General features: G+C 52.3%; 13 protein-coding genes, 1 tRNA gene and 1 pseudogene. 10 read left to right on the top strand and 5 right to left on the bottom strand.

Annotated features, from left to right (window positions below):
* Positions 1 to 66: 66 nt before the first annotated feature.
* Positions 67 to 2,097, top strand: coding sequence for a PhoX family protein (locus V7775_RS08990; protein WP_335751547.1), 2,031 nt, complete (start codon positions 67 to 69; stop codon positions 2,095 to 2,097).
* Between the two features lie 146 nt (positions 2,098 to 2,243).
* Here V7775_RS08990 and kynU read toward each other — a convergent pair whose 3' ends face one another.
* The 3 genes from kynU to V7775_RS08975 all read right to left on the bottom strand — a co-directional run bounded on the left by kynU (position 2,244) and on the right by V7775_RS08975 (position 5,241).
* Positions 2,244 to 3,434 (bottom strand): kynureninase, encoded by a 1,191-nt coding sequence (kynU, locus tag V7775_RS08985; protein ID WP_335751546.1) that lies wholly within the window; start codon positions 3,432 to 3,434, stop codon positions 2,244 to 2,246.
* The gene (locus V7775_RS08980; RefSeq protein WP_335751545.1) at positions 3,434 to 4,261 is read right to left on the bottom strand and encodes a tryptophan 2,3-dioxygenase; all 828 of its coding nucleotides are present in this window, start codon (positions 4,259 to 4,261) and stop codon (positions 3,434 to 3,436) included. Before V7775_RS08980 ends, kynU begins: the two co-directional genes overlap by 1 nt.
* 104 nt (positions 4,262 to 4,365) lie before the next feature.
* On the bottom strand, positions 4,366 to 5,241 hold the full coding sequence (locus V7775_RS08975) for a hypothetical protein (RefSeq protein WP_335751544.1): 876 nt from the start codon (positions 5,239 to 5,241) through the stop codon (positions 4,366 to 4,368).
* Between the two features lie 120 nt (positions 5,242 to 5,361).
* On the opposite strand from V7775_RS08975, the gene V7775_RS08970 reads away from it, so the two are divergent.
* Both V7775_RS08970 and V7775_RS24720 read left to right on the top strand, forming a co-directional pair.
* Positions 5,362 to 5,437, top strand: a tRNA-Thr gene (locus V7775_RS08970).
* A gap of 521 nt (positions 5,438 to 5,958) precedes the next feature.
* Positions 5,959 to 6,587: pseudogene (locus V7775_RS24720) on the top strand (BglII/BstYI family type II restriction endonuclease).
* Positions 6,588 to 6,957: 370 nt separating this feature from the next.
* On the opposite strand, the gene V7775_RS08955 reads toward V7775_RS24720, so the two are convergent.
* On the bottom strand, positions 6,958 to 7,536 hold the full coding sequence (locus V7775_RS08955) for a TetR/AcrR family transcriptional regulator (protein WP_335751543.1): 579 nt from the start codon (positions 7,534 to 7,536) through the stop codon (positions 6,958 to 6,960).
* A 152-nt stretch (positions 7,537 to 7,688) separates the two neighbouring features.
* Between V7775_RS08955 and V7775_RS08950 the strand changes: the two genes are divergently transcribed.
* The 5 genes from V7775_RS08950 (at position 7,689) to V7775_RS08930 (ending at position 10,659) form a co-directional block, all read left to right on the top strand.
* Positions 7,689 to 8,471, top strand: coding sequence for a YdhR family protein (locus V7775_RS08950; protein WP_335751542.1), 783 nt, complete (start codon positions 7,689 to 7,691; stop codon positions 8,469 to 8,471).
* Positions 8,472 to 8,798: 327 nt separating this feature from the next.
* Positions 8,799 to 9,284, top strand: coding sequence for a hypothetical protein (locus tag V7775_RS08945; RefSeq protein WP_335751541.1), 486 nt, complete (start codon positions 8,799 to 8,801; stop codon positions 9,282 to 9,284).
* An 80-nt stretch (positions 9,285 to 9,364) separates the two neighbouring features.
* Positions 9,365 to 9,823, top strand: coding sequence for a lactoylglutathione lyase (gene gloA, locus V7775_RS08940; RefSeq protein WP_335751540.1), 459 nt, complete (start codon positions 9,365 to 9,367; stop codon positions 9,821 to 9,823).
* A 12-nt stretch (positions 9,824 to 9,835) separates the two neighbouring features.
* Positions 9,836 to 10,261 (top strand): GFA family protein, encoded by a 426-nt coding sequence (locus tag V7775_RS08935; RefSeq protein ID WP_335751539.1) that lies wholly within the window; start codon positions 9,836 to 9,838, stop codon positions 10,259 to 10,261.
* A gap of 11 nt (positions 10,262 to 10,272) precedes the next feature.
* Entirely contained in the window at positions 10,273 to 10,659 is a 387-nt protein-coding gene (locus V7775_RS08930; protein ID WP_335751538.1) for an NIPSNAP family protein, read from the top strand.
* Positions 10,660 to 10,899: 240 nt separating this feature from the next.
* Here the strand turns inward: V7775_RS08930 and V7775_RS08925 are convergent, their stop codons facing one another.
* Positions 10,900 to 11,781 (bottom strand): LysR family transcriptional regulator, encoded by an 882-nt coding sequence (locus V7775_RS08925; RefSeq protein ID WP_335751537.1) that lies wholly within the window; start codon positions 11,779 to 11,781, stop codon positions 10,900 to 10,902.
* Between the two features lie 152 nt (positions 11,782 to 11,933).
* On the opposite strand from V7775_RS08925, the gene V7775_RS08920 reads away from it, so the two are divergent.
* Positions 11,934 to 12,524: a glutathione binding-like protein gene (locus V7775_RS08920; RefSeq protein ID WP_335751536.1), complete on the top strand. Its 591-nt coding sequence runs from the start codon at positions 11,934 to 11,936 to the stop codon at positions 12,522 to 12,524.
* Positions 12,521 to 12,895: a nuclear transport factor 2 family protein gene (locus V7775_RS08915; RefSeq protein WP_335751535.1), complete on the top strand. Its 375-nt coding sequence runs from the start codon at positions 12,521 to 12,523 to the stop codon at positions 12,893 to 12,895. Before V7775_RS08920 ends, V7775_RS08915 begins: the two co-directional genes overlap by 4 nt.

Genomic DNA, 12,895 nt, shown 5'->3' with positions numbered 1-12,895 from the left:
TTCCAAGTAAAACTGTTACAGAATCGATCTAAACAAAGCGCAAACCTCAAACACGCCGGAGCCCGCATGACACGCAAAAACATCCTGCAAGATCAATCCATCGGTAATAAAGCTGAAGCATATGAAGCATTTGACGACATCCCAACGAACCCCAACCTAAGCCGCACAATTGGCGAAGTCGTCGCGGCCCGTTATTCACGTCGGGATATGTTTAGGGGCGCGCTTGCGGTCACGGCCACCACTGCTATTTTTGGAACATCCGCAATGGTTGCACCCAAGCAAGCTGCCGCCAAAGGCACATCGCGCTATAACTTTACGGAATTGCAGTGGGGCAATGACACGCAGCACCACGTTGCAGAAGGATATGACGCGAACATCCTTCTGCGGTGGGGCGATCCGATCACGGCAGATGCTCCTGAATTTGACGTGATGAACCAGACCGCAGAGGCTCAGCTGCAGCAGTTTGGCTATAACAACGACTATGTAGGCTTCACGGCCCTGAACGCCGCTGGCACGCGCGGCTTGCTCTGTGTGAATCACGAGTACACCAACGAAGAGATGATGTTCCCCCGCCTTGGCCGACAGGACCGTGCGGCGTTTTCCGGCATGACACCCGAGCTCATCGACATCGAGATGGCAGCACATGGTGGATCGGTGGTTGAGATCGAAAAGGAAACCACGGGGGAATGGCGCGTTGATCGTAACGGCAAATACAACCGCCGCATCACGCCCCTGAATACTAGGATGGCCATCGACGGACCTGCCGCGGGTCATGAACGCATGAAAACCAACGCCGACCCTGACGGCATGACCATCATTGGCACGCTCAACAACTGCGCGGGCGGCATGACACCTTGGGGCACCTACCTGATGTCCGAAGAGAATTTTCATGGGTATTTCTGGACCAACAGGTTGGACAGCGACAATAAACCCGACCTGAGCGCCCTGCCCGAAAAAGATGCAAAACGCCACAAACGCTATGGTGTGCCCGGCATGTGGTATGCTTGGGGCAACAGCCACGACCGCTTTGACATCGACAAAGAACCCAACGAGCCGAACCGATTTGGCTGGATTGTTGAGGTTGATCCCCGCGCGCCTGACGCTATGCCCGTCAAACACACGGCCCTTGGGCGTTTTCGCCATGAAGGGTGTGAAACAACGCAAGCGGCAGATGGCCGTCTTGTTGTTTACTCGGGCGACGACAACCGTTTTGACTACCAATATAAATACGTTTCAATGGGTGTTGTCGGTGAAGACAAAGCTGCAAATTCCAAGCTTTTGTCAGACGGCACGTTATATGTCGCCCGATTTGACGAAGATGGCACGGTCACATGGTTGCCTTTGGTGCATGGCACGGGCCCGCTCACCGCTGAAAACGGGTTTGAAGACCAAGGTGATGTGATGATAGACACCCGCCTTGCCGCTGACCTGCAGGGGGCAACTCCGATGGACCGCCCCGAAGATGCACAGCCGCGCGGTGACGGCACGGTATATTTGATGCTCACCAACAACTCCAAGCGCAAGCCAGATGCCGTTGATGCCGCCAACCCGCGTGCAAAAAGTTCCTTTGGTCATATCATCGAGATCAAAGAAGACGGCGGAGATCACGGCGCGGTCAAGGGCAATTGGTCGATCCTTGTGCAATGCGGTGATCCCGCGATCGCCGAAGTGGGCGCTGTGTGGAACCCTGAGACATCCCAAAGCGGTTGGTTTGGTTCCCCAGACAATGCTGCCATTGATTCAGATGGTCGTCTGTGGGTTTCGACTGACCAAGGCAAAAAATGGGGAAAAACGGGCAAGTCCGACGGGCTTTACGGTGTTGAAACCGAAGGCGAAGCGCGCGGCACCTCAAAGCTGTTTTTCCGCTGCCCCGTGGGCGGCGAGATGTGCGGCCCCTATTTTACCGACGATCAGGAAACGCTGTTTGTGGCGGTGCAGCACCCCGGAACGGATGGCACAAAAGAGCTTGCCGGATTTGAGCGGGACTCAACATTTGAAGACCCTGCCACCCGCTGGCCCGACTTTGATCCGGCTATGCCTCCGCGCCCCTCCGTGGTGGTGATCACCAAACAAGGTGGTGGTAAGATCGCAGTGTAACCCTGAATTTGAAAAAGACATTTTTAGAAACATCTAAGGCTCCACCTCAAAAAAGGTGGAGCCTTATTTTCTATCACAATACGGGTAATAGATCCGCAATCAACCTCATCCAATGAATACGCGTTGTGCGGCAAGTAACTGATAAATCAAGTTACTTTTGATTTCACCTTATACTTCTCTTCATCCCACAAATTATTGTTCATCACATCCGCAATGATCGCAGCTGCGGCGCTGACATCACCGCTATCCAGATACATCGGTGTAAAACCAAAACGCATGATGTCTGGCGCGCGGAAATCACCAATCACACCGCGATCAATCACAGCCTGCATTGCCGCGTAACCCTCATGGAAACGGAAAGACACCTGAGAGCCACGCACCGCGCTATCTCGCGGGCTGGCCAATGTCAGGCTTGGCACGTCACGTTCGATCTCAAAGATGAACTGTTCTTGCAACGCAATGGAGGCCGCACGCAGTTCTGCCATGTCCACATCCGCCCAAAGGTCCATCGCGACCTCAAGTGCTGTCAGCTGGATCACAGGCGGCGTGCCAACGCGCATCCGTTCGATCCCTGCCCCTGCCTTATAGTTCAGATCAAAGGCAAACGGCTGGCGGTGCCCCAACCAGCCGCTCAGCGCGGGCTGGATCGTATCTGTTAGGTCAGGACGCACATAGATGAAAGCAGGCGCGCCAGGGCCGCCGTTGAGGTATTTATAGGTGCAGCCAATTGCGAATTCGCAATTTGATCCAGCCAGATCAACTTCAACCGCGCCAGCAGAGTGCGCCAGATCCCACAGCATTACAGCGCCATGTTCATGTGCCGCTTTGGTCATTGTATTCATGTCGTGCATGCGACCCGTGCGGTAATCAACCTGCGTCAGCATGACAACTGCGATGCTGTCATCCACTGCATCCGCGACTTCTTCGGGAGCTACAGCGCGCAGCTCGTATCCCTGCTCTAGCAACCCCACGAGGCCTTCAGCCATATAAAGATCGGAGGGGAAATTGCCTGTGTCGCTTAGGATCACGCGCCGCTCAGGGTTCATCTTGATAGCGGCTGCCAACGCTTGGAACACTTTCAACGACAGCGTATCGCCCATCACAACTGACCCCGCTTGCGCGCCAATAATGCGGGCAACCTGTTCGCCCACGCGGGAGGGTTGATCCATCCAGCCAGCTGTATTCCAGCCGCGGATCAACATCTCACCCCATTCATCCTGCAACATGCTCTGCACACGGGCGGCAACGGCCTTTGGCATCGGACCAAGGGAGTTCCCATCAAGGTAAATCACCCCTTCGGGCAGGATAAACGCGTCTTTCTTCAGGATATTGGACACTACAGTGCTCCTCTAACATTCCACAATTCGGGAAACAGCTCTACTTCAAGCATTTTGCGCAAGTAAGAGACCCCAGCCGTACCGCCAGTTCCCCGTTTGAAACCAATGATCCGCTCAACTGTTGTTACATGGTTAAAGCGCCAGCGGCGAAAATAATCTTCGAGATCAACCAGTTTTTCGGCCAGCTCATACAGATCCCAATGCGCACGCGGATCTTCATAGACGCGCTGCCACAGATCTTGAATTGCGTCTTTGGCCTTCCAATCTGTTGTACCGGGTTCTCCGGCCAAATCAGGTTGGTCAAAACGCGTGCACAGCAGCGAGATCGCAACCTGATAGATGCTGTGTTGGGCCAGCTCCCCTTCCAATCGCGCGTAGGCGTCTGAATGGTGCTTGTGCAGCTTCATCAAGGCACTGTTGCGGTTACCTAGAATAAATTCGACCAATCGGTATTGGTGCGATTGAAACCCCGATGAGTTCCCCAAACTGGGCCGGAACGCTGTGTATTCGCTGGGCGTCATTGTGCGCAACACGTCCCATGCGGAGTTAAGTTGTTCGAAAATACGCGAAACCCGAGCCAACATTTTGAAGGCAGTTTGTTGCTCCCCGCTCAACAGCGCCGCACGTGCGGCCTCCAGTTCATGGATTGCCAATCGCATCCACAACTCAGAAGTCTGGTGCTGGACGATGAACAACATCTCATCATGTGCTTCAGATAACGGATGCTGGGCATTCAGGATCGGCTCAAGCCCAAGGTAGTCCCCGTAGGACATGTCCTCTGAGAAATCCATTTTTGCGCCTTTAGACGCTTTGTCAAATTCGCTCACTTATCGACCCTCCTAACTGCGGTCAGGAGAGCCGTATCATATTGGCGAATGTCAAAACAACAACTATATTGCACGCATACAACATTTTGAAATATTGTCGCGCCTCAAGCCATCAAGACACGCACGCCCTGCATCTCAGTGATCGCTGCAACATCCGCATCATAAATGTCGCTCATCTCATCCACCAACCCGTCGGTCCAGCCGGGCATGTCCAACTCTTCCTCAACTTCGTCATCAAGCGCGTATTTGTCTAAAAATGCTGCAATGGCGCGGCGCTTTTGATGTTCGGTCATAACGGGATGGTCTTTGAGATAGGACCGAAAGCGCTTCATTCCTTCGCCGCTCATGATCGAGCTCAACAGGTCAAAGCCGCCGATAATCCTCTCATCATCCGCCAGCCCCGCCATTTGACGAATGATATGCGCCCACAACAGCGGCGTGTCCTCATTACACCATACGGTAATCGGCACGTTTGGAACAGATTGGCGCAAAAGATCGATTGTATCCGACCATACAACATCACGCGGGTCACGCCCGCCCCAGAATGCAGCCGGATCCTTATTATCAGATTTGCCGTACAGAATCGGTAACAATGTCGCTGGGTTTCGGATGCCGATGAATATCTCAACATCGTCGCGTTCAAAGATTTGCGCCATCCGCATCATTCGCACAGGAGCCGCAGGATAAAACATCCCCTCTTGGACCGCCGTTTTGGGAGTACGGAAGAAATTGGCGTCCGAAAGGATCACCCGCTCCGCATCCCCCTCATCCAGAATCGCATCCATTAAGACGTCACGCGCCATATCTGAAGGCGGTGCACTCGCCATCGCATTCAGAGTTTCCCGCAAGATCCCCCGATACTTACTGTGACCGGGCACAACGACCCCCCGTGACGCAAAGTCATCAGCGTTGCGCAGCAGACACTTCATCAGCCGATCTTCTTCTGTAAAATGCACGCCTGCATGTAGGACCAGTTTCATTCGGTATCGCCCATTTGTTTCTTTTTTCTCTACCAGTACCTATCAGAGAGATAAAACCTGCAAAAGGATGTTAAAAGGCTCTTGCACGCCCTGAAAATTGACTTTAAACGACCGCCAAGTGCCCCTATAGCTCAGCTGGTAGAGCAATTGATTTGTAATCAATAGGTCCGCGGTTCGAGTCCGTGTGGGGGCACCATTTTTCCTTAAATATGAATAAGTTAAACGGAACCTATCGGTGCAATAGATTGCAGGGTATTGCTAGGACGTGTATAGGACGCCCAAGCTTTTTAAGCGGGAAATCCTAAAATTTGATGCGCTAGACCTACAGAGACCTCTTACTTACCCTTCAATGGTGTACTTTTAACTAGATGCTCTCTTAAGTTGATTCTACAAAAATCATGTCACTTCTAAGGAGCCCGCCCGCATTGCTTTCACCGATAGATACCTCCGCGCTTACTGATCGAGGTTACCAAGTCGACTTTCACTTCCACGCAGCTGCGATTCTGTTCATCGACTTCCCAGAAGCATGGGATGAAATTTGCTGCAGCCTCCTCAGCTTTGACATCCCCATGAGCGAACTAATTGGTTCCAGCGGAGGCGAAGCAAAGGGAACTCAGCGACTTAGAAGATCACTCTAATCAGCTTGGCTGGGTCAAAACAAACTTTACCATTGAAAAGACAATAAATGGGGTAAAGCGTGAGTCAGTATCCCATGAGGTGGATCACGTTAAGAGCTTCGGCGAATCTGGTTTGGTTGCCCTTGAGATTGAATGGAACAACAAGGACCCATTTTTTGACAGGGACTTAGAAAACTACAAGCGATTGCACGCTGAAGGCGCTATCGATGTAGGGATCATAATCACCCGTGGGAGTAGCTTGCAGGCTGGCTTGCCAAATATGGTAACTCGCTACTTAGTCGAAAACAGCATTGATAGCTTTGATGATCTTATTGAGCATGGCTATATCCCTACGCGTAAATGCCACGAGGCGATTGCCGCCAGTGATGCCCATGCGGTAATCCCACCACGCAAGAATGCAAAGCCTTGGAGGCCTACGAGCGCCGGAGCAATTGCCCGCAACGATGCAGTCAATGCGCAACGATATCTGGGCCGCACCCTGTGGCGGCGGTGGAGCGGATATCACCGCCGAAGCCGCGTCGAAACGAAACCTCTAGGGATCATGCTGCGCATAACCCTGACGGTCAGTGGATGCATTGTATGAAACTGCTTGGCCAATCGTTGATGGCGCGGGACTTCGATCGCCAGGTTGCCGAGATCCAAATCCGTATTGCTGTCCTCAACCGTTACACCGCTCTTGTCATACCTGTCACAGTGCCAGTAGCCTAAGCCCGTCTGGGGAAAGGGGGAGAACGCCCTTCATCCGATTTGTGCAACAAAGCCAGGCATTTCTCCGTGGAACCCCACTCATCTACCAGATCGAAAAGCAGCACATCGAAACCGCAGGGCGTAATACCCAAATCAAACCTCAGATTCGACATTTATCTCGTGCCAAACGGTACGTCGCCATCAATAAATTGCTCAATGAAAATTGCCATGTTCTCTGCTATGCCTGTGGAGAGTTTCGCGCTTCCTAGAGAGCCTCAGTATCCTCGTGGGTCAGCAAATGCACAAATCATGATGGTTGCTTGCCCACCTGCCTGCGCGTGGGCAGCCGTTTCATTCCCGCTTCTGCAATGGTCGAGGTGAATGGCGCCGATTAAGCCTTAGAGGCTGCCAAGGCTGTCGTACGCGCGGCGGCTGCAATCTTGTCCGCGATCGCAGGGTCTGCAACGGCACGCGACAACGTCAAACCACCGATCAGCGTGCTCAACATCGCCCACGCCCGAGCGTGCCGCGCCTCTTTTGCGTCCCCTTCCAACCCATCCGCAATCAGATCCACAATACGGTTCATTTTCGCTTCATAGGCCATGTGCACTTCGGGGTCTGCCCGCGCCACTTCGGGGGACAGGGTTGTCATCGCGCATCCGCACGCAAGATCATTGCGGTGCGCTTCGCCCAGATAATAGTCGGCAAAGGCGCTCACCCAATCAGAGCCAAAATCTGTTCGAAACTTTGGAATGCTCACAATCACCTCGTCCATCCCTGTCGCGAGTGCCGCTTCGAATGCGCCATCCTTTGAACCGAAATGAGCGTAAAACGCGCCCGAGGTCACGCCCGCAGCCTTTGCAATACCATCAACGCCAGTCCCTGCATAACCGCTGCTTCTGAAGCTCTTGCTTGCAGCATCCAAGATCCGCGTGCGCGTCTGTTCTTTCTTTGTGGGTGATTGGGCCATCTCATGTCCTTTCAATATTTATATAGCGATCGCTATTTTTATGTTGACGATATAACGATCACTATATAAACAAATTATAGTGATCGTTATATATCGAAACACACCGCCCCGCAACCATAGAGGCGGATGTCGCTGCACCTCAGGAGAATCCAATGAAACGTCCCTCGACGCTGCAAATTGAAAACATGGTCAGTCGCCGCAAAATCCTAGCGGGCGCGGTTGCCGCTGTAACGACAACAAACCTCATACTTGGCGGCAAATTGGCGATCGCCGATACGGCCCTAAACACCGGAGAACAACACATGACCCCCAAAGCTTTCGTTTACACCGAATTGCAAATTTCCACGCCCTTCGACACCGTGCCGTGGCAGGAATTGAATGACCAAATCGCCAATGAACCCGGTTTCCTGAACAAAACGTGGTTCTCGGGTGCTGGTAACAACTCTGTTGGTGGCATCTATAGCTTCGACAGTGTCGAAACTGCGCAGCACTATTGCACCCGTTTTTTCCCCGCAGTTGCCAAGGAATTTGGCGTCGCCCAGACAACCCGCGTATTTGATGCAACCATCGTTTCAGATGCCAGTCGCGACATCGGTTCACCCCATTTCGGGGCCACCCCGACGCAGACCCCCGGCGCGTTTGTCTATACCGAAGTCCAAATCAACGTCCCCTTTGAAAAAGCCCCATGGCAGGCGCGTAATCCTGTCTTGAAACAACAAAAAGGGTTGATTTCCAAGCTATGGTTAAGCGGCCTGAACACCAACACACTTGGCGGCGTTGATGCCTTCGACACGATCGAAAACGCGCGTGCCTTTGCGGTTGATGATTTCCCGAAAACCGCCGCGAACCTGAACGCAGCATTTTACACCCGAGTGTTTGACGCAACCGTCACTGAGGCGGCCAGCCGAGGCCTCTCTTCACCCTACTATTCCTAACCAAACCTAAGAAAGGAAAAATCCTGTGCCACTCTTGTCCCTGAATTTGGCCGTATCGTTGACGACATCGTCGGCTCATGCGTCAACCAGCTGAACCACAGCGGCATGTCGCACAGAGTAACGGATCGCGGCTGGGCAGGCTCGGAACGAATTTTTCGCCCTAGTTACATCCCAAAAATCATAGATATCGCGGCCATCTAAGGCACAAATTTTCTACAATACCTAAGTTAAAACAAACCGTTGACCAAAAATACCTGGTCAGCGAACGGGTGCTTGCACCCAAACGAAACCATCGCATCTAAACCCAACTTTTCTGAAGGAAATAACATGATTAAACTATCTCTCGTCGCACTGGCGCTTGCCTCAGGTCTCTCTCTTTCTGGCGTGTCCGGCGCATCAGCAGCCCCTGCCGTATGTGCACCGATCGGTGGCGTCGCAATTCCCCATTTCTTCGCAGAAGGTGAAGGCAATCCCATCATCATCTCAGCTGCATTGACGGGCACAGTGCAAAACGCCGCAGGCAAAATCACTGGTCAACGTGAAACAGCCACAGGCCTCGAAATGGATATGGAGCACTACTTTGGCCGTGACGATGGCGGCGCGTTCCAAACCAAAGATCTAGGCATTTTGACTGCTGTTCCCGGCAAACCCGGTCGCTTCATGATCGAAATTACCTATGACATCCAAGACGGCACCGCACGCGGCACGATGGAAGGCGCGCACGGAACATTCAACAGCTACGGCCTTGTCGATTTGCGCGATCCAAACAACATGCAAGGCTTGGTCCGTTATAACGGCGAAGTTTGCCAATAAGCGTCAACTGACGCCTTCCGCCGACAAGCCTCGCGATTTGGCTTGTCGGCCCCTTCCCTCCTCTCGCAAGGATCCTTCGAATGACCGACCGCACCAGTTTTCCCACTCGCATTCTTTATACGATGATCCGCGTCGGTGACCTTGACCGATCCACCGCATTTTACGCCGATGCGTTGGGCATGCACGAGATACGCCGCGAAACATTTCCCGAAGGCCGCTTTACGCTTGTGTTTATGGGATACGGCAACGACCCATCGACCCCTACCGTGGAACTGACCTGGAACTGGGACGAAACCGCCTATGAACATGGCACAAGTTTCGGCCATATCGCGCTTGGCGTTACAGATATCTATGCGGCCTGCGATCACCTGACAAAGATTGGTGTCGAAATAAAACGACCCGCTGGCCCGATGCAGTTTGCGCCCACCGAGACAGGCAAAAAAGAAGTCATCGCATTTCTGAACGATCCCGACGGATACAGCATTGAGTTGATTGAAGTGAAAAACAGCACACAAAACAGGCGATTTAACGCAGGATGAAAGGCGAAACTAATGACTTCTCCAGACAAATCATCACATGAGAAAATCAAAGGCGGATGCCTGTGCGGCGCCGTTTCATTCGAGGTCAATAACACGTTTGAAAAGTTGTTTTTGTGCAGCTGTGCTCAGTGCCGCCAAATCACTGGATCAGCGTTTGCATCTAACCTTTTTGTGGGCATTGGCGGGTTCGAATGGAAGTCTGGCGCGGCGGAAATCGTCAACTATCAAATGCCGGAACGCGATATTTCCAAGGCGTTCTGCCGAACCTGCGGGTCTGGTGTGCCGTGGAGAAATGGCGCCGGAACCCTCATGATAGTCCCCGCCGGTTCCATAAACGCACCAATAAATGTTGCAGAACGGTTCAGAATATTCACGGCAGAACAACCCGGATGGGCGTCTGATTTGGAACAAATTGCTTCACATGCGGCGTTCCCCTAGGTTCGGGGTTTATGGATAAGACCGCCCTCCTGCTGCCCCCAATCTCGACTGGAAAGACGATGATAACCTGCCACCTGACTTACAAAATTGACCCTGCCAAAATCGCAAATTTCGAGGCCTATGCAAAGGCATGGATTCCTCTGGTTGCGCGATTTGGTGGAACGCATCACGGATATTTTTTGCCGCACGAGGGTCCAAATGACCTTGCGTTTGCGGCATTTTCATTCTCGTCTTTGGCCGATTACGAGGTTTACCGGACAAAAAGTGCGACCGATCCTGATTGCATCGCGGCGTATGATTTTGCCGTAAAAACCAAGTGTATCCTGCGCTACGATAGATATTTCCTACGACCTGTTCTGGATGGGGATCTGTCGGGCATCCGCGATCAGCAGCCTTAATGCGGCGCCTGCCCCAACAAGCAGTGGTGCTGATCCTCTCAATCGCCTCAGGAAAATTCGACAACCCATCAATGGAATAACTAACTTGTTGAACGCCAAAGCCTTCTCTCAACGGTAGATTGTCACTGCAACACTTTCGCTGCTCGGGGTGGTCTCAGTTTCCAACGCCGAAACGCCAGTTTTGCTCGACTGACAACAATCTGTCCTAGAATTTTCCGACTGGTAAAACGAACGGATATGCTACGCTATCTTCGCCAGTTGTTCCCAGATTGAGTGCGCAACAATACCTGCATCTTTGTCGCGTTTTCGCATTTGAAATAGATCCGATTGGCGTTTTTGATAACCTTCGACATTTAGAGCAACGAGCTCGCCTCGCGCCAATTCATCCTCAATCATATGTGTCGGGATGCCGCCCCACCCCAGCTTCGCCAGCAAAATTTCCTTTTTCGCTGCAAAGTCCGAAACGGTCCAACGCAAGCCGCCTGGCAGCAGATCCCTGCTTTGAGCAAACGCGCCACTACTGCTGTCGGCAACGACAACTTGCGTATAGCTTTGCATCTCGCTGATGGTCTTCATGTGTGAACTTCGCGCGGGCTCAAAATCTGGATGCGCGACTGGTACAATTGTGACCTGCGCAAAGGCCAGTGCCTCTACCTGATCCACTGGAACGCCATCCATAGTTGCAATGATGATGTCAGCGTCATTGCGTAACAGTCGCTCGATGGGTCCTCCCATGCTTTCGCGTGACAAACGTATATGAGTGGCTGGATATTTATCCCGGATCGTTCCGATGATTTCGAGAACTGGCTTCAATGGGAACGTGGCGGTCACAGCCAAAAATACTTCTGGTTCCTGCTTGGCGTTCAGGTTTTTTGCAACAATACTCAGCTCTTTCATCTGCTGCATGACGCGTGTTGCTTGTCGGTAAAACACCTCTCCCGCTGGGGTGAGTGTTGGCCTGTATTCTTCACGCGATAGCAGAACGATATCGATCTGGGTCTCTAGTTTTTTGAGCATGTGGCTAATGGTAGATTGGGATTTGTTTAGCCGCTCGGCTGCGCCTCGAAAAGTTCCTTCTGTGACGATGGCGTGCAGCACGACCAATTGTTCGTATGTTATCACGCAACCCGACCCTCCACTATAATGATCGTATATTTAAATCATTATGATGATTATTAAATGTTATTATCGAAACATGTCTCTTGGTACCTTTTCTTCAGTCACGTAGCCAAACCTCTGAAAGGGAACTTCATTATAAACCCGGTGCATGCTCAATGGCATTGCACATCATCCTGAATGAACTTGGCATGTCCTTCGAACTGGACAAGACAGATACCGATGCGGGCAAGACCGAAGCTGGCGACAATTTTCTCAAAATCAGCCCGAATGGGTATGTTCCGGCTCTGATCACCGACGAAGGTGAGATCATCACAGAAAATCCCGCCGTTCTGCAGTATTTGGCCGATCAGTCACCTGAAGCCGGACTTGCGCCCCCAAATGATACGCCGGCGCGCACGCGGCTTCAGGAAACCCTCAACTTCGTATCGTCTGAGCTGCATAAATCCTTCAGCCCATTTTTTTCAGGTAAGGACCTCGTTGGCGCGGAAAGACAAAAAGCCGAAGCTGGCGTTAGACGTCGCGCTGCGTATATCGAACAACGGCTCGATGACGGTCGCTCTTTCCTTCTTGGTGAGACTTTCTCCGTCGCGGACGCCTATGCGTTTGTGGTGCTTAACTGGGCAGGTTTTGTCGGCATAAGTCTTGCCGCGTATCCAAAAACTCAAAACTACGTGGCGCGTGTTGCGGCACGTCCAGCTTCTATCAAAGCGATGGTTGCTGAGGGTCTTATGGAGCAAGCAACATGACTGAATTTGCTGCAATAACTGGTGTGGTGGAGGCCTATTTCGATGGTCTCTATCACGCCGACATTGAATTACTGGGAAGCGTGTTTCACCCAAAAGCGATCTATGCAACCGCGGACGAAACGCCGCTTCTTTATCGAACGATGGATGAGTATTTTCCGGTGGTGGCAAAGCGCGTTTCACCAGCATCGCGCGATGAACCTCGCCGTGACGTGATTGAGGGGATACAATTTGCGGGCGAGAACACCGCCGTTGCCCGTCTGCGGTGTTCCATCGGCACAAAGGATTTCATCGACTTCCTGACGATTGTGCGAACCGATGGCGAATGGAAGATCATGGCGAAGATTTTCCATATGAAAGAACGCGAAAGCTGA

Source organism: Sulfitobacter sp., assembly GCF_036960155.1.
GTDB lineage: Bacteria > Pseudomonadota > Alphaproteobacteria > Rhodobacterales > Rhodobacteraceae > Sulfitobacter.
This window is presented reverse-complemented; position numbering and strand designations above follow the sequence as displayed.

Bases quoted from the DNA above. Each gene is read 5' to 3' on its own strand.
- V7775_RS08955 (WP_335751543.1), bottom strand. From the start codon at position 7,536: ATGGCCCAATCACCCACAAAGAAAGAACAGACGCGCACGCGGATCTTG.
- V7775_RS08975 (WP_335751544.1), bottom strand. From the start codon at position 5,241: ATGAAACTGGTCCTACATGCAGGCGTGCATTTTACAGAAGAAGATCGG.
- V7775_RS08920 (WP_335751536.1), top strand. From the start codon at position 11,934: ATGGCATTGCACATCATCCTGAATGAACTTGGCATGTCCTTCGAACTG.
- V7775_RS08950 (WP_335751542.1), top strand. From the start codon at position 7,689: ATGAAACGTCCCTCGACGCTGCAAATTGAAAACATGGTCAGTCGCCGC.
- gloA (WP_335751540.1), top strand. From the start codon at position 9,365: ATGACCGACCGCACCAGTTTTCCCACTCGCATTCTTTATACGATGATC.
- V7775_RS08935 (WP_335751539.1), top strand. From the start codon at position 9,836: ATGACTTCTCCAGACAAATCATCACATGAGAAAATCAAAGGCGGATGC.
- V7775_RS08915 (WP_335751535.1), top strand. From the start codon at position 12,521: ATGACTGAATTTGCTGCAATAACTGGTGTGGTGGAGGCCTATTTCGAT.
- V7775_RS08930 (WP_335751538.1), top strand. From the start codon at position 10,273: ATGGATAAGACCGCCCTCCTGCTGCCCCCAATCTCGACTGGAAAGACG.
- V7775_RS08990 (WP_335751547.1), top strand. From the start codon at position 67: ATGACACGCAAAAACATCCTGCAAGATCAATCCATCGGTAATAAAGCT.
- V7775_RS08945 (WP_335751541.1), top strand. From the start codon at position 8,799: ATGATTAAACTATCTCTCGTCGCACTGGCGCTTGCCTCAGGTCTCTCT.